General features: G+C 42.5%; 19 protein-coding genes, 1 tRNA gene and 4 pseudogenes. 8 read left to right on the top strand and 16 right to left on the bottom strand.

The window, feature by feature from the left end; all coding sequences use genetic code 11:
- Positions 1-196 precede the first annotated feature (196 nt).
- A pseudogene (locus tag HGD77_RS05925) lies at positions 197-343 on the top strand (IS5/IS1182 family transposase); the annotation flags it as partial.
- 174 nt (positions 344-517) lie between these two features.
- Positions 518-1,501: a potassium channel family protein gene (locus tag HGD77_RS05920; protein WP_004280160.1), complete on the top strand. Its 984-nt coding sequence runs from the start codon at positions 518-520 to the stop codon at positions 1,499-1,501.
- Positions 1,502-1,615: 114 nt separating this feature from the next.
- On the opposite strand, the gene HGD77_RS05915 is transcribed toward HGD77_RS05920, so the two are convergent.
- The 6 genes from HGD77_RS05915 to arsC all read right to left on the bottom strand — a co-directional run bounded on the left by HGD77_RS05915 (position 1,616) and on the right by arsC (position 6,017).
- The gene (locus HGD77_RS05915; RefSeq protein ID WP_071850368.1) at positions 1,616-2,677 is read right to left on the bottom strand and encodes an ArsO family NAD(P)H-dependent flavin-containing monooxygenase; all 1,062 of its coding nucleotides are present in this window, start codon (positions 2,675-2,677) and stop codon (positions 1,616-1,618) included.
- A gap of 141 nt (positions 2,678-2,818) precedes the next feature.
- Positions 2,819-3,523, bottom strand: a complete 705-nt coding sequence (gene arsH / locus HGD77_RS05910) for an arsenical resistance protein ArsH (protein ID WP_004280163.1) — start codon at positions 3,521-3,523, stop codon at positions 2,819-2,821.
- A gap of 4 nt (positions 3,524-3,527) precedes the next feature.
- On the bottom strand, positions 3,528-4,568 hold the full coding sequence (gene arsB / locus HGD77_RS05905) for an ACR3 family arsenite efflux transporter (protein ID WP_071850369.1): 1,041 nt from the start codon (positions 4,566-4,568) through the stop codon (positions 3,528-3,530).
- A 5-nt stretch (positions 4,569-4,573) separates the two neighbouring features.
- The gene (locus tag HGD77_RS05900) at positions 4,574-5,047 is read right to left on the bottom strand and encodes an arsenate reductase ArsC (protein ID WP_004646560.1); all 474 of its coding nucleotides are present in this window, start codon (positions 5,045-5,047) and stop codon (positions 4,574-4,576) included.
- A 6-nt stretch (positions 5,048-5,053) separates the two neighbouring features.
- Positions 5,054-5,374, bottom strand: coding sequence for a metalloregulator ArsR/SmtB family transcription factor (locus tag HGD77_RS05895; RefSeq protein WP_004646559.1), 321 nt, complete (start codon positions 5,372-5,374; stop codon positions 5,054-5,056).
- A 208-nt stretch (positions 5,375-5,582) separates the two neighbouring features.
- The gene (gene arsC, locus HGD77_RS05890; RefSeq protein ID WP_004646558.1) at positions 5,583-6,017 is read right to left on the bottom strand and encodes an arsenate reductase (glutaredoxin); all 435 of its coding nucleotides are present in this window, start codon (positions 6,015-6,017) and stop codon (positions 5,583-5,585) included.
- Positions 6,018-6,184: 167 nt separating this feature from the next.
- Between arsC and HGD77_RS16990 the strand changes: the two are divergent.
- The 3 genes and pseudogenes from HGD77_RS16990 to HGD77_RS05875 all read left to right on the top strand — a co-directional run.
- A pseudogene (locus HGD77_RS16990) lies at positions 6,185-6,426 on the top strand (S24 family peptidase); the annotation flags it as partial.
- 81 nt (positions 6,427-6,507) lie between these two features.
- Positions 6,508-6,798, top strand: a complete 291-nt coding sequence (locus HGD77_RS05880; protein ID WP_168730751.1) for a hypothetical protein — start codon at positions 6,508-6,510, stop codon at positions 6,796-6,798.
- Positions 6,799-7,656: 858 nt separating this feature from the next.
- The gene (locus HGD77_RS05875) at positions 7,657-8,601 is read left to right on the top strand and encodes a sensor domain-containing diguanylate cyclase (protein ID WP_004646556.1); all 945 of its coding nucleotides are present in this window, start codon (positions 7,657-7,659) and stop codon (positions 8,599-8,601) included.
- A 630-nt stretch (positions 8,602-9,231) separates the two neighbouring features.
- Here the strand turns inward: HGD77_RS05875 and HGD77_RS05870 are convergent.
- The 3 genes and pseudogenes from HGD77_RS05870 to HGD77_RS05860 all read right to left on the bottom strand — a co-directional run.
- Positions 9,232-9,648, bottom strand: a complete 417-nt coding sequence (locus HGD77_RS05870) for a hypothetical protein (RefSeq protein ID WP_228127478.1) — start codon at positions 9,646-9,648, stop codon at positions 9,232-9,234.
- Between the two features lie 76 nt (positions 9,649-9,724).
- Positions 9,725-9,801: transfer RNA gene (locus HGD77_RS05865), tRNA-Val, on the bottom strand.
- Positions 9,802-9,848: 47 nt separating this feature from the next.
- A pseudogene (locus HGD77_RS05860) lies at positions 9,849-10,595 on the bottom strand (transglutaminase-like domain-containing protein); the annotation flags it as partial.
- A gap of 87 nt (positions 10,596-10,682) precedes the next feature.
- On the opposite strand from HGD77_RS05860, the gene HGD77_RS05855 reads away from it, so the two are divergent.
- From HGD77_RS05855 to tnpC, 3 genes are all read left to right on the top strand, one after another.
- Positions 10,683-11,066 carry a transposase gene (locus HGD77_RS05855; protein ID WP_005100287.1) on the top strand — a complete coding sequence of 128 codons (384 nt, stop codon included), beginning with the start codon at positions 10,683-10,685 and terminating at the stop codon, positions 11,064-11,066.
- Entirely contained in the window at positions 11,063-11,398 is a 336-nt protein-coding gene (tnpB, locus tag HGD77_RS05850) for an IS66 family insertion sequence element accessory protein TnpB (RefSeq protein ID WP_004282310.1), read from the top strand. Before HGD77_RS05855 ends, tnpB begins: the two co-directional genes overlap by 4 nt.
- Positions 11,399-11,472: 74 nt before the next feature.
- Entirely contained in the window at positions 11,473-13,077 is a 1,605-nt protein-coding gene (gene tnpC / locus HGD77_RS05845) for an IS66 family transposase (RefSeq protein ID WP_005100285.1), read from the top strand.
- Positions 13,078-13,108: 31 nt separating this feature from the next.
- Here the strand turns inward: tnpC and HGD77_RS05840 are convergent.
- From HGD77_RS05840 to efp, 7 genes and pseudogenes are all read right to left on the bottom strand, one after another.
- Positions 13,109-14,362, bottom strand: a pseudogene (locus HGD77_RS05840) (transglutaminaseTgpA domain-containing protein); the annotation flags it as partial.
- Between the two features lie 13 nt (positions 14,363-14,375).
- On the bottom strand, positions 14,376-15,281 hold the full coding sequence (locus HGD77_RS05835; RefSeq protein WP_004646553.1) for a DUF58 domain-containing protein: 906 nt from the start codon (positions 15,279-15,281) through the stop codon (positions 14,376-14,378).
- A gap of 12 nt (positions 15,282-15,293) precedes the next feature.
- Entirely contained in the window at positions 15,294-16,256 is a 963-nt protein-coding gene (locus tag HGD77_RS05830) for an AAA family ATPase (protein WP_004646552.1), read from the bottom strand.
- A gap of 56 nt (positions 16,257-16,312) precedes the next feature.
- Positions 16,313-17,341: a transposase gene (locus HGD77_RS05825; protein WP_080591915.1), complete on the bottom strand. Its 1,029-nt coding sequence runs from the start codon at positions 17,339-17,341 to the stop codon at positions 16,313-16,315.
- A 460-nt stretch (positions 17,342-17,801) separates the two neighbouring features.
- Complete coding sequence (locus tag HGD77_RS05820; protein WP_171476920.1) at positions 17,802-18,107, bottom strand: YbdD/YjiX family protein; 306 nt, start codon at positions 18,105-18,107, stop codon at positions 17,802-17,804.
- 7 nt (positions 18,108-18,114) lie between these two features.
- A complete protein-coding gene (locus HGD77_RS05815) occupies positions 18,115-20,214 on the bottom strand; it encodes a carbon starvation CstA family protein (protein ID WP_004279748.1) in 2,100 nt (699 codons plus the stop codon).
- Positions 20,215-20,385: 171 nt separating this feature from the next.
- Positions 20,386-20,955, bottom strand: a complete 570-nt coding sequence (gene efp / locus HGD77_RS05810) for an elongation factor P (RefSeq protein ID WP_004279747.1) — start codon at positions 20,953-20,955, stop codon at positions 20,386-20,388.
- Positions 20,956-20,967: the final 12 nt, after the last annotated feature.

The raw sequence follows: 20,967 nt of genomic DNA, 5'->3' as shown, positions 1-20,967 counted from the left end.
CAAAAACCTTCTCTGTATTCTCAAGTTTATGAGCAGGCGATCACAACGCACTTTTAATTTTTAGCATAGAAACAGGTATAAAAATAATAAGACCCCTCTATGAAAACAAAAATGCCAGAGAAAAAAGATCACTTGATGCAACTAGGCCTGTCACCAATTAGCTTAAAAAAATCTAATCTGTCCTCATTATTTTTTCATGACTAAACGCTATGCATTAAGAGATGATCAGTGGGAACAGATTAAGGATCTGTTGCCCGGACGAGCAAGTACTGTTTGAGTAACTGCCAAAGACAACAGGGTATTTGTTGAAGCAGTATTGTATCGGTATCGTTCAAGTATTCCGTAGTGAGATTTACCAGAATGCTTTGGGGATTTTAGAGTCGTGCACACTCGCTTTAGCCCTAAAAATCCAGGATAATCACCACCCCACAATTCTGATTAATTTTTTAAAAATTTCCTTTCGATGGCCGGGCTTGCGCTAAACTCAAAGCATCTTATCGCACCGTAATGCACTGTTATGGAATTCAAGGCCTGGTATAAGCTTCGCAGATTTATTTATGACAATTTGCATAATGAAGAACACGAAAGCATCTTAAGTCGCGTCATCAATATATTTCTGATTATATTGATTATTGGGAATACTGCTGCCGTTTTACTTGAATCAATCAATGACCTCTATCAATCCTATCAGCTGCTGTTTGATGCCTTTGAATTATTCTCGATCTTTATTTTTACCCTGGAATATTTATTAAGATTTTGGGCCATTGCGGAAAAAGACCCCTTTGAAGGTGCATGGAAAAACCGATGGTTATGGATCCGTAGTGGCGGTGCCATCATTGACCTGTTGGCGATTCTCCCGGCCTATATTAACTTCTTTGTGCATCTCGATTTACGCTTCCTGCGAATCCTTCGATTATTCAGATTACTCAAATTAACCCGTTATTTCGTCTCCCTGCAGATTTTATTGCGGGTGATCAAGCGCGAAAAGGGCTCATTTCAGGCGGTTATTTTTATCCTGCTGATCATGATCATCATCGCGGCGGCTGGAGTATATGTGGTTGAAAATAAGGCTCAACCAGAAGTCTTTAGCTCCATCCCTGCATCCATGTGGTGGGCAGTGGTGACACTGACCACAGTCGGCTATGGCGATGTGACACCAATCACCCCCTTAGGCCGCTTTCTAGGGGCTTTAATTACTATTTTAGGGGTGGGTCTGGCAGCGCTTCCTGCGGGTATTCTGGCAAATGGTCTGGCCAATGAGCTGAGACAGCGCAAGCACAAACTGGAATTAAGATTTCGTGAACTGCTCGATGATGCAGAAATTGACTTAATTGAAGATCAAGAAAAAATTGAAATTTTACGTAAAGAAGTCGGACTGAGCAAAGAACAAATGCAGGATATCCTGTTAGAACTTATTCATGAGCGTAAGAAAGAACAACTCGAGCAGGAAAAAAACAAATATTTCTTCTGTCCACATTGTGGGCATAAGTTACCTGATTAAATTCGAACGTCAATGCAAGCGTATCATCACGAGCATCAGACCATCGGGTATGACGCTCGTTGCAGACAGATACTATTCACTCAATCCACTCGACTGAATCAGGATCAAATCCTCTCAGGCCAAAAATGCAGCGATGTCTTCCGCTACTGCCCGAGCTGTCCGGGAAACCCCGACCAGCGTGGCCGAAGCAGCACCTGTCCATTCTCCATAGCCCACCAGCCATAAATTTGGTACCTGAACAGAGCGGCCATTCTGAACCGCAATGGTCTGGTCCGGCTGGATAATTCCGAGGCTGCTGAGGTGATTCAGCGCCGCCTTAAATCCTGTACACCAGATCACCACATCCACATGCGCTGTGCTGCCATCTTCCCAAATCACGCCATGTTCTGTAAAAGCTGAAAATGGACGCCTGCTCTGCAAAATGCCTCGCTCACGTGCATCTTTAACTGAATCAATCATGACAATATCACCCACCCCCCCAATGGGCTGCTCAATCTTTCTACCTTCCTGCTGGGCTTTCAGGCGCTCAGTCGCCCTTAAGAACAGGACACGGCCATCGACATCATCTGCCAGAAACTGCGGCGGTGTCTGGGTGATCCAAAGCGTTTCGGCCACCTGAGATACTTCTGCCAAGATTTGTGCACCAGAGTTACCGCCACCCACCACCATGACTTTCTTGGTTTTAAATAACTCAGCATTTTTATAATCTGCGGAATGCAGTTGTACGCCCTGAAAATGCTCACGGCCGGCATACTCGGGAATAAATGGTTGGCTCCATGTCCCTGTAGCGCTTACCACCGCTTTGGCTTTCCAGGATTGTTCCCCGGCATAAACCTCTAAATACTGGCCCTTACTTTCCACGCGTTCCACACGCACCGGACGAACTACAGGAAAGTGATAGCGCTGCTCATAGGCGGTCAAATAATCGATCACCTCATTGCGGGTCGGATAGGTCTGTTCGGTCGCCGGCATCATCCAGCCTGACAGCGAACTCCAGCTATTCGGGGAGAAAAGGCGCAAGGACTCCCAGGCATGCTGCCAGGCACCTCCAGGCTGAGGCTGATCATCTAGGATGATAAACGGAATGTTCTTACGCTTTAAGAAATAAGCCGTGGACAAACCGGCCTGTCCACCACCGATGATGATCACATCAACTTCAGCTTGTAATTGAGCCAAAATATTTCCCCCCTTCTTTATTGTCATCAAATAAAAACCCAGCCTGCTTATCAGACTGGGCGTATTTCATAAAATTTTCAAGCGTTTAAATTAGCCTTCCATTGCTCAAGATACTTTTCAGTCTCTCTGATCACCTAGAATTTATAAACTACGCTGATTTACCCGTTTGGAAAGCTCTTCAGCCGATTCCTTGCGTTCCGAATAACGGTTGGTCAAATAAGCACTTTGCCCACGGGTTAGTAAAGTAAACTTATACAGTTCTTCCATCACATCGACAATCCGGTCATAGAATGCTGATGGCTTCATTCGTCCATCTTCTTCAAATTCCAGGAATGCTTTTGGAATTGAAGACTGATTTGGAATCGTGATCATCCGCATCCAACGCCCCAAAACACGCATCTGGTTCAGACTATTAAAGGACTGTGATCCCCCACTGACTTGCATCAAGGCAAGGGTTTTTCCCTGAGTGGCACGAATTGCACCCCCTGCCAGAGGAATCCAGTCAATCTGGGATTTAAAGATGGAACTCATAGAACCATGGCGTTCCGGTGAACACCACACCATACCTTCAGCCCATGCCAGAAGCTCATGCAGTTCTTTTACTTTTGGATGTTCAGTATCAGCATCTTCCGGTAAAGGTAGCCCTTTGGGATGGAAGATTTTGACTTCTGCCCCAAAATATTCAAGGATTCGACCAGCTTCAAGAACTGCAAGGCGACTGTAAGAACGTTCCCGATTAGACCCATAGAGCAGTAAAATCCGAGGAGGATGAGCTAGTTCTTTGGCTTGGACTTTTTCAAAGGTGGGTTGTTCAATAAGATTTGGATCTACGTTAGGCAGGTTCATCGGATCAAGCCTCTTTAAAATATTTCTTTCTTAGCCACAGTGAAACACTCACTAAAGCAATTAACACAGGTACTTCAACCAATGGCCCAATAATCGTGGTAAAAGCAACCGGCGAAGCGATACCAAAAGTTGCAATAGCGACTGCAAGTGATAATTCAAAATTATTTCCAGCCGCAGTAAATGAGATTGCAGCAGTTTTTGGATAATCATTGCCCATCCATTTACTCATAAAGAAGCTAATAAAGAACATGGCCACAAAGTAAATGATTAAAGGAATCGCGATGCGTAAAACTTCCAGTGGAAGACTTACGACATCCCCCCCTTTTAAGCTAAACATCGCCAAAATCGTAAACAGCAAAGCCATCAAACTCAGCGGGCTGATTTTTGGAATGAACTTGTTTTGATACCATTCTACGCCTTTTTGTTTCACCAAAATTAAGCGCGTTAAGAAACCCAATAAGAACGGAATTCCAAGATAAACCAGAACAGCATGGGTAATGGTCCAGAAGCTAAGATTGATCACTTGAGCTTCAATACCAAAATATGGCGGAAGGAAGGTCAGGAATAACCAGGCATAGGTACTGAAGAATAAAATCTGGAAAATACTGTTAAACGCCACCAATGCTGCAACATATTGGTTATCACCACAGGCCAGACCATTCCACACCAGTACCATGGCGATACATCGAGCTAAACCAATCAGGATCACGCCTGTCATATACTCTGGATAGCTATGCAAAGAAATCACAGCCAACGCAAACATCAGTACCGGAGCAATCAACCAGTTTTGAATTAAAGATAGCGTCAGGGTTTTCTTATCCTTAAACACTTGCGGCAAGGTCGCATAATCCACTTTTGCCAGGGGTGGATACATCATCAGAATCAGACCAATCGCGATTGGAATATTGACTGAATTAATACTGAATTGATCCAGAGCAACCGATGCTTGAGGAAAAAAGTTTCCTATGGCGATGCCTAACGCCATGGCAATAAAAATCCAGAGCGTCAGGTTGCGATCTAAAAAGGACATGCGTTTTTCAGACATGTGACTTACTCAACATTCGAAATTTGATTAATCGCTGCAATCAATTGCGAGCGAGAAAGCTCATTTACGTTAAGTTTAAACAAAGCATCCAGGCGACGATTGATATGTTCAACAGTGCTCATAAAGGCTTTCATTTTTTCTTCTTTATCCACCTCTAAATGGGACGGATCAGACAGGCCCCAGTGCGCCTTGATCGCTCCGCCAAGATAAAGAGGACACGCTTCCTGTGCTGCCGCATCACAGACGGTAATCACCACGTCTAGCTGATACTGTTCACAGGCATCAATGCTTTTGCTGGATAAGCCTTCAGTCGACAAGCCCAGATTGTGCAGGGTTTCAAGCGTCAAGGGATGCACCTGACCGGAAGGTTTGCTGCCGGCACTGTAAGCGACCCAGCCTTCTGGCGCACGGCTATTGAACAACACTTCAGAGAGAATGCTGCGGCAACTGTTCCCCGTACATAAAAACAAAAATTTCATGAAAACTTACTCGCAATGGCTCTGAATCGATAGAGCGGAAGAATCAAATAAAACCGGAACCTCACTAGCTTTTAGCACGTCCAGAATTTCAAAACACCAGGCCGGCAATTGCTGATTAATGCTGTAGTACACCCACTGGCTTTGCCGGCGATCGTTGAGTAAACCACAAGAACGTAACAAGGCCAGATGACGTGAAATTTTCGGCTGGCTTAACTGCAGTTTATCGGTCAGATCACAGACGCATTGCTCTTTGTTTTGTGCAATTAGCAGGACAATACTGAGACGTGTTTCATCAGATAAACATTTAAAAAACTGAACGTGGTCCATAATTGCTCCCATTTTTTATGCAAATATACACATATCCATATATATGGTAAAGATGACCTGTCAAAAATGATATCCAGATCAGAATATGCCTACCAGAAAGCGCTCGCTTGAACAATTTCCCGCTTTTTCCGATATAGATCATCGTCAATGTGTTTTTCAGATAAAAAAGCTCCAATCAAGTTGAAGCTTTTTCGCATGGGGGGACACTTTATTTTACCCGATTGCCCTGTTCATCCACGATGATTTCACCGTCTTCTTTGGCAAAGGCTTTTAATTGTGGCAAAGGCAGAATATCCAGTACCACTTCCGATGGACGGCATAATCGGGTTCCAAACTCGGTAACCACCAACGGGCGATTGATCAGGATCGGATGTTGCAGCATGGCATCCAGCAGTTTCTCATCGCTCCAGCCGGCATCATCCAGATTCAGCTCGGTGTAGGGATCGACATTTTTACGGAGCACTTCACGAACCGTCAAACCGGCATCCCGAATCATGTTGACCAGCTGATCTTTCGAGGGTGGCGTAAGCAGATATTCGATCACTTCCGGCTCAATTCCCGCATTGCGAATTAACGCCAGCGTATTGCGTGAGGTGCCACAGGCCGGGTTATGATAAATTTGGACTTTTGGCATTTGATTCATGAGCTTCCCTCTTATCGACGAATCATAGCTTTATATATGAATATACGCATATTCGCAATATAAAATATATGTGCTTTATGAATACAATCTGAGATGGGGACTCCAAAACCATTGGAAACAGTTTTAAAATGAGGCTGTCTTATGTCTAGGATACTGGGAGCAGTCCAGTTGATCCGGATGCTTATTACGGAGACATGCAATCTGATGACATTATTATGGTTCGTTACGGTGATGATGCTACTTTCAAAAATTAGTTATTGAGACAAATGGAAAAAGATATCTTCAGGCTCTAAGTCCAGAGTTCAAGCCAAATATTATTGAGTTAAACAACCAATGTATATTTGTAGGTCAGGTAGTTAACTGTATACGCTATGTTTATCGAGCGAGAACAAGATTTAGAAAGAATTAACAAAAGCCAATATATTCAGCGTTGTCTAAATTGATAAAATCGCCGTTTTCTACAGAAAATTTAAGATTGTTAAGGATTGAAGTGAATATTCAAAATGATTTACCAGAACTAAGTAATTACAGTGAGTTAAGCAGTAAAGAGCAATTAACTATCCATCAAATCCTTATTTCGTACGTACGCTCAGATCACCTCTATAATATTATCTTGACCCATAATGTTGAACCTTACGACTTAGTTAAACTTGTAAGTATTAGTTTTGAGAATAGAGATGCTGCTATCTGGGTTCATTTTGAAACTATTACAGCTGAGAGACTGACAATGCCTCTCGATATTATTTCAAGAATAGAAGTATGTAATTACGAAGTTTTTTAAGACTAGAATCGAGTCCCCCTAGCGGGGGGATTTATGTTAAATAAGATCTAAGACAAAATAGAAATACTCCTGGTAACATACATAAGAAGCCAGCAGCTTTTGCAGCCATATAATTCTTGACCTTTTTATGGGAAATATGTGGTCTAAAAATTATCCCTGTAAAACATCATATAAATCCTATAATTATTAGAAACGATGACATGATTTTAATCACTTATTTTTCTAAGTTCATATTAAACAATCCGATATGTACGAGTTCTCTTTTATAAGATTCTCTATATAATTCAAAGTTAAATAACAATAAACTTTATATTTTTTCTTATATGTGAAGCTTATCCCAAAAAATTTAAAGGAAACTATATACCAGCTCTTATAAGATTGTCCCCCCAATGCGTACAATGAAGATAAACTGTTGAATGATTTGGATAAATCACTAAATTAATATAAATATTATTATAATATAAAGGGTTAGACACTTTTCCTTTCGACTTTACAATTTCCTTTCGTTGTTAATAATTAAGATACATTTAAAATGCTTCTTTAGAACTATAATTTTGAAAATTTTTTGGTAGCTTCGATTCATTATGACTTTTTATATATTTCTAATACTTATGAATATCGCAGCTATAATGGCAGTGATTGCATTTTTTCATAAGTAATAAGAAAATTACATCTTGGTATTTCTAACCGCAGGCTAATTTTAAATTTCATTATAAAAATAAATTTCTTTAAGTATTATTTTTAGTATAAATTTCACACATTTCTATATAATACCTATTTTAGGCTCCCGTTTATAAGAATTACTCATATATTGGGTATTTCGCATATATATTCTTACTGTTGCAGTAGGTTCACTTCATGAATAATATTAACTTTAATAACTTTGAAGAAGCTGGCCAAGCCATTTTAAAATTCTTATCTCAACGCTTTGGCTTCAAATTGTGGATGATTACTCGTACTGAGGGTGACGACTGGATTGTATTATTGAGTGAAGATAATGGCTATAACGTTAAGCCCGGACAAGTATTTCATTGGGCAGACTCATTCTGCTCACACATGGTACAAAGTAATATGCCTCGTATTGCTCCCTATTCACCTGATATTCAAGTTTACGCAGATGCACCTATAAATCACCTAGTCTCAATTAAAGCCTATATCGGCCAACCTCTGTATAAAGAAGATGGCTCTCTTTTTGGCACTCTATGTGCAATTGATCCCGAACCTCAACCTAAAATTCTTGTTGAAGATGCTCCATTATTCGAGTTGATAGCAAAGGTACTCAGTTATACGATTCAAGCTGATATGAAAGCTGCTGAGTACATACGTAAAGCTGAGCGTTTTGAAATAGAAGCAATGTCCGACCCAATGACTGGACTTTTCAACCGTCGTGCTTGGGATGAGCTTATTATCAAAGAGGAAGAGCGCTGTAAGCGTTATGGTCACCCTACTGCTATTCTTATGATAGACCTTAATGATCTTAAGATCACAAATGATACTCTGGGTCATGCTGCAGGTGATGAGCTCATTCAAAGAATGGCTTTAGCTCTCAAAAACACGGTACGTAGTAATGATATTATCGCTCGCTTAGGAGGTGATGAGTTTGCTGTGATGACCATTGAAACTAACTTAGAGCATGCGAAGAAGCTTGCATCAAGAATTCAAAATACTTTTACAAAAGTTGGAATTAGTGCTGCAATTGGCTTTGCAATGCGTAATCCAACCTTTGGGTTAGCTGAAGCTATCAAAGAAGCAGATGCAAAGATGTATCAGAATAAAGTTATGGTCAAATCGAGTAGCCATTAATTAAACTACTTACCCGATGCAGTCTTTGTATCTGGTAAGGCCTTATCTACAATCTGAAGATGTACTATTGAAATAATTCAATACAACCGAAAACCCTAGAGATTTTTTTGAAATAAAAACTATTATTTTTCATATCATTAAGAGCTTTAATCCGTTTTAATTCTGCACTTAGCCCTATCAAAATTGCGACTTTTCCAACAAAAATCCTGCAGTTTATTCCCAGGTTTTTGATCAAACGGTTAGGATCAACAATTTACTTTTATCATGAAGACTGATTATAAAAATAATAAAAGTCCATGCCAAAAAACCTTAAGTTCGCCAGCGAGCGCCGTAGTGACCAACGTAAAAAAGTCATACAAGCCGAAATGCTGCAGGCCCAAACATTTATACAGATCTATCTGCTCTTACCCTTCTTCTTTAAGGCATATCAGCATCAGCAACATCTTACGATGCGCAAACCCTAGAAGATGTCATCTAGCATGAAGCAAGCGCTGTGCGTGATAAAAAATTGACTGAACCTACACTGCGAATCTGCCTGTAGCTGATCAGCCTATTCCAGCCGAGTACAACGCAAGTGCAGCACTTCAATCAATTTATTAATTTGCGGAACTTTGAGCTGAAATATTTAAGCTAAATGTCATGAATAGACATATCTGCCAGTGCACCAAACTTTTCATCAAACGGCGCTAATTGTTCTTTGACGTATTTGGATCCGCGAAGTTTACGGCCATGCTTATCATAGTATTTATGAAAAAGTGTTTTGAAGGGATAGTACTGTTTTATGCTCAAGTCTTCCGCCATCTGATTGACCTTCGCTTCAAGCATCTTTTGAGCTACCCCTTGCTCACATTCTTTTGCGGTATCACGAGTTGCTGAAGAACGTTTTCCATTGATCATTAGTTCAATGTAGTAGGCCGAACCGCGCTTTCTGGGCTTGGGTAATTTCATGACGTAATTTCCAAAATTCTTGACGTAAACTTGACGTAAATTTAACGGCAATAACTGCATAAAATACGGGTTTTGCAGATAGTGCGGATAACGGCTCACTTTACTCAAGGCATTAAAAAAAGGCTTTAAGCTACTGTTTTCGCTTAAAACCCTTATAACATAACGTTTAGAATCTTGGTAGGTATAAGCAGACTCGAACTGCTGACCTCTACGATGTCAACGTAGCGCTCTAACCAACTGAGCTATACACCTAGAATGCTTGGCATATTATAAATTTTTCCGACCGAAAACAAGCCTTTTCATTTAGTTTTTAAAACGTCCGCGCAAGTTTTAAGCAAATCCTTGAATTTTTTCAATTCTTGTTCAGTTATTGGGGTTCCCGAATAAAGATTTTTTTCAAAAACCTGTATAGCTTGAATAAAGGCAGTCTGGTTTTCAATCTGAACCTGTTGAGATAAACGCTGCATCCAGTGATGAAAAGTTTCAGCAGACTGTTTTTTGAGATCGTCAGCTAAAGATTGATTCAGCTGCTGAATAGCGCGATCTAATGGAGATTGAGCCTGTCGGGCTTTCAGATAAATTCTGAAGACATAGGCCAAAATCAGTAGCACAATATTGCCCAGCAAAATTATGACACTCGAATAAACTGAACCGAGTCCTAATTTTGATAACCAGCTCTGTTGTGATTCTGCATTATAACCCACCACCTTACTTTGCCATTGGTAGATGGCATAATCGCTCCAAACGCGTAGTTTGGTGACCCATAGATTATGCTGCGAGTTCCAGGTCGACTGATTTGCCGATACCCATGCATCCTGAGAAAGCAGATTTTGCATGCCATCATCTATACGCTGTGGAGCGATCATCGCGGTTGGATCAAAGCGTTGCCATCTCTGGTCAATCCAGACTTCTGTCCAGGCATGAGCATCCATTTGTCGGACTTCCCAGCTCATGCGATCTGGTGCCAACTCCCCACCCTGATAGCCGGTGACGACCCGTGCAGGAATCCCGACATAACGCATCAACATCACGAAACTCGAGGCATAGGTAAGCGTCCGCTGAACACACCTTATGAATTCGTCCTATAAGCCTTAATTTAGTCCTCACTTAAAAACAAGTGGGAACTTAAATTTATGACTACAAATAACCAGACATCCATCGCATCTCTTACGATAATACGAAGAACATATAGTGCTGAATTTAAACAGCAGATCGTTCAGGCGTGTAAAGCATCGGAGGTTTCAATTGCTTCGGTCGCTTTGCAACATGGATTGAATACACATCTTGTATCCAAATGGATTCGCTTAATTGATGCTAAGCCAGGGAATGATCGCTCACTACTACCGAATAAACCTGCATTTATTGCCTTATCTTGCTCTGCACCATTAGATCCTATTTCTACTGGCATGTTAACGGTTCAAATTACTTTACCCCACTCAAAAGCAGAAATTGGCTTGAAATGGCAAGTATCAGAAATATCTGCTTTAGCAAAATTACTCAAGGCACTTACAACATGATCCGTATCGATGAAATCTGGTTGTCTACTCAGCCCATGGACATGCGTGCAGGTATGGATACGGCCATGGCTCAGGTGGTGAGAGCCTTTGGCTACATCAAACCGCATTGTGCTTACCTGTTCTGTAATAAACGTGGCCATCGCATGAAAGTGCTGGTACATGATGGACTGGGGATCTGGCTGTGTGCTCGGCGGTTGGAACAGGGAAAATTCCACTGGGCTAAAGTTCACCAGGGTGAAAGCGTAGCCCTCAGCCCGGAACAGTTACAGGCACTGATCCAGGGTTTGCCCTGGCAGCGCATTGGACAACAGCAGGTAGTGACGATGCTCTAAACCAGGTTGGTGCATTCTGCTATTCTCCAAACGTTCTATTTCCTCTGCGTCATGACCTCAGGCATACTGCGGTCATGAATACGCTGCCTGACTTAAGCCAACTGACCCATGAACAACTGCTGGAATTTACCAGACAGTTGGCAATGCAGCATCAACAACTCGCAGAAGATAACCAACAATTAGATACCAAAGTTCAGCATCTTGAAGCATGCAACCAACATCTTTCCATTCTCAATCAAAAATACGAGCATGAACTGGCGCTGTTTAAAAAGCACAAATTCGGCAGTAAAAACGAACATCTCACCGCAAAACAAATCCATCTATGGGACGAAGCGGTCGAAGAAGATATCGCAGCCGTTGATCTAGAATTAGAACGATTAAATGCAGATAAAACCGATGCAGCGACACAGAAAGCCACAGTCAACAAACCTAAACGTCGACTGCTGCCCGATCATCTACACACCATCCGTATCGAGCATGAACCAACATCAACCCAATGTGCTTGTGGCTGCCAGTTACGTCGTATCGGCGAAGATATCAGTGAAAAATTGAATTTCAGACCGGCACAGTTCTATAAGGAACAGCATGTGCGTGGCAAATGGGTCTGTGATCAGTGTGACACCCTGACTCAGCAAGCGATGCCCGCCTATGTGATTGATAAAGGTATTGCCAGTCCTGAACTGCTTAGCCATGTGTTGGTCTCGAAATACGCAGATCATTTACCGCTGTACCGTCAACGTCTGATCTATCAGCGGGCGGGAATCGAGCTTTCTAGATCAACTTTATCTGACTGGATAGGTCGCTGCGGTGTAGAGCTGGAGCCTCTGGCCAATGCTTTAAAAGAGGTGGTGCTGCAACAGCGGGTGATCCATGCCGATGAAACACCAGTCACCATCATGCGGATGGGTGATGATGAGAAAAAACCGAAGAAAGGTTATGTCTGGGCCTATGCAACAACCCAATATAATCCAATTCAAGCCGTGATCTATGACTTTCAGGATAGTCGTTCAGGCCAGCATGCTGAAGCGTTCCTGAAAGACTGGCAGGGCCATCTGGTCTGTGATGATTACAGTGGTTATAAAGCACGCTTTAAATCAGGCCAGGTCATTGAGGTGGGCTGCATGGCGCATGCGCGTCGTAAATTCCATGAACTGCATGTGACCGGGAAAAGTCAGGTCGCTGAACAGGCCTTAGTGCTGATTCAGAAACTGTATGCCATAGAAGCAGAACTCAGGAAAAAGACCGATGGTACAGCAGAACAGCGCCGCGAATACCGACAACAGCATAGTCAACCAGTGATGCAACAACTGTATGAATGGCTCAACCAGCATCAACTGACGGTGCCATCGAGTTCTCCAACCGCCAAGGCCATCAATTACACTCTGAAGCGTTGGCCAGCTTTAAGCCGCTATCTGGATGATGGCAATCTACCGATTTGCAATAATTGGGTGGAAAACCAGGTGCGGCCTTGGGCGTTGGGACGTAAGAACTGGTTATTTGCAGGTTCGCTGCGTAGTGGTCAGCGAGCGGCAAACATCATGACTTTAATCCAGTCAGCAAAGCTGAATGGGTTGGATCCATATGCCTATTTAAGTGATGTGCTGAAAAGATTGCCGACCCATAAAGTGACCCAAATAGAAGAATTACTGCCACACCGCTGGAAACCTGAACCGAATTAAAAATAGACATGGGGTTCAGCGGACGCTTACAGGCATAGTGTTCACAAAAACCTTGCCGGGAATTAAACAGGAATTCATCAATCCGGTTTTGCCCCAGTTGGCCCGGCTTCAGGGTATAAATAAAGTTATTCTGCTGATACCAATTCAAGACTTGCTGCACATAACGCCGAGGATCTTCCGCACTTTGCGCATATAGACGTTGTGCTAATTGTTGCGCTCTCGGGTCAAGTCGGCGCTGCACCTGAGTATTCGTTCTTTCGATATATTGCGTTGGCAAAGCCTGAGGATCATATGCTGTCCCGACCCACTGTAACGAAATCGGTTCAACACGTTGCGTGAGCCGTCTCGGCACAATGCTCCAATCCTGACGGTTATAATAACGGCGTTCCACAGGTATCGATTTTTCCAACCCCATGATCCAGAACACCGAAGGATCCGCAGCCAGATATTGGTAGTTCCAGCCTGTAGGTACGGGTGAAGTATCCATCGGTTGTCGCATTAAAGGCTGCTGATTGACGAAACTGCTGGTCCAGCGTTGCCCATCATATTCATCTAGCACCAACGCTCGCCAATAGAGTTCTGAGCGTGGCGGAAGCTTGCTGATATCACCAATAATCCGGAAAGCAAGGGCACTGGATTGGGATAATTCAGCAATATCCCCAGGTGACATACTATCGCCAATGCCGGTCACACCCTTATTTTCAGGAATGGGAATATGCCAAAGTGGTGGCAAGCGCGGAAAGAAAATAAACAGCAAGATAAAAAATGGAACAGCGTACAAGATAAACTTGCCCACATGTTTGGCATCCTGTTGCAATGCTGCGCGCTGAGTGATCTGCTCCTGCTCAAAATCGCTAGTCTGAATCCGGTACAAACCAATCAGACAGCTGATTAAACACAGCACGATCACAATCGCCATCCCAAAAGATTGGCTATATAGGAATGAGCTGGCAGCAACAAACAGGGCAAAATTAAACAGAATAATCAGGTCACGTTTATTTTTACTTTCCAGTGATTTAGCAAATAAAAAAGTAGATAAAACTGCTACCCCAGCCTCAACACCAATAAAACTATGATGGCTCAAATAAATACTGCCGAGTGCCAAAGCCGTCAGTAGAAAAGTGCCCGTTTTGGGAAATGGCTGCTGACGTTTCAGGAAAATCCAGATACATACAATACTAATCGCAAAAATAATACTGAGTAGAACCGGAATAAATGCCATCTGGGCGATGAGAATCAGGCCCAAAGTCAACACAATCGAGGTACGGATTTTTGCATTGATCATGAATTTACCCGCCTTAGGCCTGCGCCAACAATTGTTTGGCTTTCCGCAGTTGTTCTTCACCTGCACCCTGAGGCAATTCGGCCTGTGGCAAATGCAGACTATACGCACATTGCTGCTGCTCGCATTGCTCGACCAGACCCATCACAAATTCAAGTTTTTCTTCATGTGACTGACTCGGCATATGTGCATAATGAATCTCGATACTGTGTTCATCCTGATATTGCTCAAAGACTTTGACATACAAGCCTTGTCCACGCGCAAACTGCTTCCAGGACACCGCCTGCAAGGAATCGCCTGACTGGTAATTGCGCAATTCACGAAACTCATCCATATCCGGTTCAAAACGGTTAAAGTGATATTTATTTTCTGTGCTAAAAACTTCAGCTTTAGGCGCGACCCAGGCCGAATGCTGATGATAAAGATAGGTCCAGGCTCGAACTAACCCAAAGGGATAAACCGAATAAATCTGAATCACCGGATAATCAAACTTGCCACGTTGCTCTGCATAAAATGGCAGAATAAATTGCTGTTTTTGTGCATTCAGATAAACTTTCGCTAGCTGATTCCCTGCTTTGATATACAAATAGCGGGGGCGAAGCTGCTGCTGTTGAAAATAAAGATGCAGATTCACGCTATGACCGACCTGCCCCACATCATCTGCGATCAATTCAATTTTCAGGTCATGCAATTGCTTAAAAGTCAGATAAAAACTGATACACAGCACCGCACTGATTAAAAAGCAGAAACCTAAAATCAGGTTATTGGCATAGTTCACCCCGGCCACAAAGGTGATGAAGATCAACACCAGATACAGATAGCCCTGCTGATAAATAAATACCAAGACATCTTTCTGCGAGAGCTGTTTCTGCTGTGAGAATTGAAAGCGCTTGGCCAGCCATTTTTGCCAGGTTTTATCCAAGAGAGGACTCCTTTAGCTGACCGCAACCTGTTGCATCACATTAAACGTTTCAGCTTCACTTAAACCCAGACGATGCGAAGTCACCGCGACAAATACAGCCTGCACATCATCTGGTGTGACAAAAGCACGTTGCTGAATCAAAGCATACGCTTGTGCTGCGCGCTTCAAGGCCAGAAGGCCACGCGTAGAAAGTCCATGACGGCTTTTACGGGTTTCTTCTGCTAGATCAAGCAAATATTCCTGAATCGCTTCACTGATAAATATCTGATGCGTCAGACTTTGCAGATCCAGAATTTCATCTTCGGTAAAAATATGCGCCAGACTTGCAATCAGGGCAAAACGGGATTCCTGCTGTAATAACAGTTTTTCTGCATGGCGTGATGGATACCCCAAAGATAAACGCATCAGGAAACGGTCTAGCTGGGATTCCGGCAAAGCGTAAGTACCACTTTGGAATAGCGGGTTTTGTGTCGCAATCACCCAGAAAGGTTTCGGTAAGGCATAGCGTACGCCATCAATGGTGGCATAGCCTTCTTCCATGGCTTCGAGTAAGGCACTTTGGGTTTTGGGACTACAACGGTTGATTTCATCTGCCAGTAAAATCTGAGTAAAAATCGGGCCTTGTTTAAACTCGAACTGATGTTCTTTCTGGTTAAACATGTTAATACCGATGACATCACTGGCCAGCATGTCATTGGTAAATTGGATCCGCTGGAACTTTAACCCAGCCAGATGTGCCAGACTGCTGGCTAATGTAGTTTTACCCAATCCGGGTAAATCTTCAAATAAGACATGTCCGCCTGCAATCAAACAACAGAGTGCCAGTGTGGTCTGGGCCTGCTTATCCAACACAATGGCATTAACTTCTTCAAAAAAACGCTGGATCTTGGGTGCATAACTTGCAATTTTTTGTTCAAGCACAGTATTGATGTGTGCAATGTCGTTATTTTCCTTTTGTTTCATGCCCCAGATCACAATAATTTCCTTAATAAAACATGGCCTAAGATTAACATACTAGGACTTACGCACTGTTATTTATAGACTCTCTGTGGTAGCAGATGATTTTTATCGAGAATAAAGTCATCAATGAAGTTTTTGATCATTGGTCTAAATAATTTCTTCTGCCAACGATATACATTTTCAAAGATCCCCTCAAACTGGTTCTTTTGTATCTCAACGTAGGCCATTAAGGCTGAAAAAATATGATTCAAAATCAGTTTAGACCGTCTTACTTGAAACTTTTCAATATGACAAACCTGTTTAATCACTCGGTGATATTGTTCTATTTTCCAATGACTTGAATGTAATTCATGAAAACCCTCAAAGGACAATAAATCATCTTCATCTTGATACACAATATAAAACCTCTGCTGTTCTTTTAACTGAGTCTTAAATAATTGTACAAAGCCAAAATCTTTGAGCCAGACCACTTGACCCTGATGGAAATTCGGCAATAAACGCAGTTGAAACCATTGTCCTTTTTCAGGGGAAACCTTACGGTTACAGTCGATACCAAACATAAATCGAATACCATGTTTTCTTATGGTTTTTAGATTTGCAGTCGATGAATACCAACTATCACCTGTAATAAATTGAATCTTTGCACCCCAACTAAGTACTTCACTTAACATATCCATAAAGTAATCATTCTTGGTTTTACCCTCAGATTTGTCATAAATTCGGAAATTAATTGGAATATTTTGACCATTCTGATCTGTCGCATACAAGGTAATGAGATTAATCCCCTTGACGGATCGGTGGTGTTTGCCTGACCAAAAATAGCTAACCAAGTCCATATGTTGACTATATGGTTTATCTAAAACAGTATCATCAATACTGACTATAAGTTTATTATTATCAATATGTTGAATTGCTTCTTGATATAGGTCGTGAGGTGTGTAGTCTTCACGCTCTAGAAAGCGATTTACACTATCATGCGAGATATTATAAGTCTCGGCAAGTTGTGTGCAGCTAATAGAGTTCGGTTCTGTCATGAGAAAGCCCATATAAATGGGTAATGTACAAGTTGCTGTAGAAGCATGTTTAGTTCGTCTGATCACAGATACTTTATAAACTATTTTAATACTTTTTTGAATCCGTCAATGCGTAAGTCCTACATACACTGAAATTTAAATTTTCCCAAAAGATCAATCATCTGTCTGTGTAACTGAATAAAAATACTGATTAGAAAATGGCGAGGATTTAAATAATAGAAGAGTCAAAATGATCAGGTTGAAAAGAAGTAAGAAGCGCAGAAAACAAATAAAATGATCGACACAAATAGAGATCATTTTTCTTTTCGCTCAAATCTCAAAATACCAATCTGAGCTCATCCATCTATTTGAAAAGAATCATACTTAAAAGGTATAGAGACTTAAGCGATTTCATGGATTTTTATAATAAAACTTTTCTACGCTAGCTCAATCAATGACCTCAGATTTAACGCGATCGTCTATTCCTCATATTAATTTTTAACGATAAAAAAAAGCGCCCCGAAAGGCGCTTGCTATGAATTAATGATTAACACGGACACTTCTTCATATCACCGCCCGCAGATGGATAACGGGAATCCACACAGTGACGATAAAATGTTTTCGGGTCCATGGCTTCCAGATCGGGATGATGCTTGCGCATATGCTCCACATAGGTATGGTAATCAGGTACACCGACCATCAGACGGAAACTTTGCTGCAAACGTTGCCACAAGGTCGCAATCCGCGACCAGTTTTTCGGATTCAGTATTAAATCCTTTTGTGACATTACGGTCATCTTGATGATTTTATAAATCATCGTTTTCCCGCTTTTGGCAAACTTCAGATTCATAATATTCCCCTTAATGACCTTTCGCTGGCTGAATCTCTTCAGGATCGCGATAAATCGCTTCTGCTTCATGTACAGATGGCTCAGGATTTGCCAATGCACGACGGATAACGCGAATTGCAGCAAACAACATGACAAAGGCTACAATCATAAAAAAAGCACAGAGTGCAGCATTAATCTGGTTCGACATCGCTACCGTCTGCATTTCTGCCACAGTTTTCGCTGGCGCTAGGATTTCATTATTGGCAATCGCCGTGTTGAAACGATCTGCCTGCGCCAAGAAACCAATCTTTGGATTTTCGTGGAAAATCTTTTGCCAGCCTGCTGTCATGGAAGTGATGAACAGGAACACTGTCGGGATAATTGTCACCCACACATATTTCTGTTTTTTCATCTTGAACAGAATGACAGTACCAAGAATGAGCGCCATCGCAGCCAAAATCTGGTTACCAATACCAAACAGCGGCCATAAACTGTTAATCCCGCCGAGTGGATCGACTACGCCCTGATAGACGAAGAAGCCCCAGCCTGCCACTGCAACCGCAGTACCCAACAGGTTTCCGAAGAAATTATGTGATTGTTTTACTGCTGGAATCACAATACCGACAGTATCCTGCACCATGAAACGACAGGCACGCGTACCCGCATCTACAGCAGTCAGGATGAATAGTGCTTCAAACAAAATCGCAAAGTGATACCAGAACGCCATCATTTCACGACTGTTGAAAATTTCGGTGATGATATGCGCCATACCAATTGCAAAAGTTGGCGCACCACCAGTACGCGACAGAATCGAGTTCTCACCCACTTCCTGTGCCAGTAAATTCAAGGCTTCAGGGGTTACCACAAAACCAAGGGTTCGCACTGCTTCTGCTGCGCTTTCTGCGGTAGTACCGAGCAAGGCTGCTGGTGAGTTAATCGCAAAATAAATTCCTGGATCCAGAATTGCAGCACAGATCAAAGCCATGATCGCTACAAAAGATTCCATCAACATACCGCCATAACCGATCATACGGATATCGCGTTCGTTGTTGACCAGTTTCGGTGTCGTCCCTGAAGAAACCAAGGCATGGAAACCGGAAATCGCACCACACGCAATAGTAATGAACAGGAATGGGAACATAGAACCTGCGAATACAGGACCAGTCCCATCAATGAATTTGGTAATCGCTGGCAGTTTCATTTCAGGCATGGCAAACAGGATACCCACGGCCAAACCTGCAATCACGCCAATTTTCAGGAAGGTCGACAGATAATCACGTGGAGCAAGCAATAGCCAGACTGGCAGTACCGATGCAATGAAACCATAAATGATCAGTGCCCAAGTGAGTTCAGTGCCAGAAAGCGTAAAGAACGGACCCCAATATGGATGTTGTGCGATGTTTTCACCGTAGATAATGCCCAGCATCATCAAGACAAAACCAATAATCGAGACTTCAGCAATTTTACCCGGGCGGATAAAACGCATGTAGATGCCCATAAAGATCGCAATCGGAATGGTCGCTGCAATACTGAATACACCCCATGGGCTGTTGGTCAGAGCTTTCACCACTACCAGTGCCAGTACCGCCAGAATGATAATCATCACGCCCAAGGCACCAAGCATCACGATAATACCGGCAAAGGTTCCCAGTTCCTGTTTTGCCATTTCCCCGAGTGATCGACCGTCACGACGGGTGGAAATAAACAGTACCAGAAAATCCTGGACTGCACCCGCAAGTACGACACCGACTAACAGCCAGATCGTCCCAGGTAAATAGCCCATTTGCGCTGCCAGGATCGGGCCTACTAGCGGACCTGCACCGGCAATCGCTGCAAAGTGATGGCCAAACAAAACACTTTTATTGGTCGGCACATAGTCCAGACCATCGGCCAGACGATGCGCAGGCGTTAAACGGCGTTCATTCAGCTCAAATACTTTGGTGGCAATAAATAAACTGTAGAAACGGTAAGCAATGCTATAGACACAGGCGGCGGCAAGTACCAGCCAGACTGCATTGACATGCTCACCCCGACTCAGTGCCAGAACTCCAAAAGAGACTGCACCCACAATGGCTACCAAAAGCCAAATCATTTTCGAAGTCAGCGTCGACTTCTTTTGTAAAGTTTCCATTCAATCCCTCATATTGTGATGCATACAAATCAGCGTGATTGTTGTTGTTCGAGGTACTGCTGTTTTCCCTTGCGACTTTACGCCTGTTCTTTCGCTTTTCCTCTAAGACTTTGGCATAAAAAAAGGGATGATTTAAATCATCCCTCTCGATAATAGTCTATTTTCAAACCATTATGCACGTTCTAAATAATCACCAGTACGGGTATCTACACGAACGCTTTCTTCTTGCTGTACGAATAATGGAACACGTACCACAGCACCTGTTTCAAGTTTCGCTGGCTTACCGCCACCGCCAGAAGTATCACCACGAACACCTGGATCAGTTTCAACGATTTTAAGTACGACGAAGTTCGGTGGAGTCACGTTTAAAGGCACGCCATTGAACAACATGATGGTACATTTTTCATTTGAATCGTCTTTTAACCATTTTGCAGCATCGCTCATTGCTGTTTTATCAGCTGCGATCTGTTCAAAGGTAACAGGATCCATGAAGTTCCACATTTCGCCATCGTTGTACAAGTATTCCATTTCTACTTCAACGATATCAGCCGCTTCTAGGTTCTCGCCTGATTTGAAAGTTTTTTCCAGAACTTTACCTGATTTAAGGTTACGTAATTTTACGCGGTTAAAAGCTTGGCCTTTACCTGGTTTTACGTATTCGTTTTCCATGATTGAACATGGGTTGCCATCAAGCATAACCTTAAGGCCTGACTTGAAATCATTCGTAGAATAATAGGCCATGACTGGCGCACT

The organism is Acinetobacter sp. NEB149, assembly GCF_012516415.1.
Taxonomy (GTDB): domain Bacteria; phylum Pseudomonadota; class Gammaproteobacteria; order Pseudomonadales; family Moraxellaceae; genus Acinetobacter; species Acinetobacter lwoffii_V.
This window is presented reverse-complemented; position numbering and strand designations above follow the sequence as displayed.

Coding starts and splice junctions, on each gene's coding strand:
- tnpB (WP_004282310.1), top strand. CDS start 11,063: ATGATCCGTATCGATGAAATCTGGTTGTCTACTCAGCCCATGGACATG.
- HGD77_RS05900 (WP_004646560.1), bottom strand. CDS start 5,047: ATGAAATTTTTGTTTTTATGTACGGGGAACAGTTGCCGCAGCATTCTC.
- HGD77_RS05855 (WP_005100287.1), top strand. CDS start 10,683: ATGACTACAAATAACCAGACATCCATCGCATCTCTTACGATAATACGA.
- arsC (WP_004646558.1), bottom strand. CDS start 6,017: ATGAATCAAATGCCAAAAGTCCAAATTTATCATAACCCGGCCTGTGGC.
- efp (WP_004279747.1), bottom strand. CDS start 20,955: ATGGCCTATTATTCTACGAATGATTTCAAGTCAGGCCTTAAGGTTATG.
- HGD77_RS05920 (WP_004280160.1), top strand. CDS start 518: ATGGAATTCAAGGCCTGGTATAAGCTTCGCAGATTTATTTATGACAAT.
- arsH (WP_004280163.1), bottom strand. CDS start 3,523: ATGAACCTGCCTAACGTAGATCCAAATCTTATTGAACAACCCACCTTT.
- HGD77_RS05815 (WP_004279748.1), bottom strand. CDS start 20,214: ATGGAAACTTTACAAAAGAAGTCGACGCTGACTTCGAAAATGATTTGG.
- HGD77_RS05875 (WP_004646556.1), top strand. CDS start 7,657: ATGAATAATATTAACTTTAATAACTTTGAAGAAGCTGGCCAAGCCATT.
- tnpC (WP_005100285.1), top strand. CDS start 11,473: ATGAATACGCTGCCTGACTTAAGCCAACTGACCCATGAACAACTGCTG.
- arsB (WP_071850369.1), bottom strand. CDS start 4,568: ATGTCTGAAAAACGCATGTCCTTTTTAGATCGCAACCTGACGCTCTGG.
- HGD77_RS05895 (WP_004646559.1), bottom strand. CDS start 5,374: ATGGACCACGTTCAGTTTTTTAAATGTTTATCTGATGAAACACGTCTC.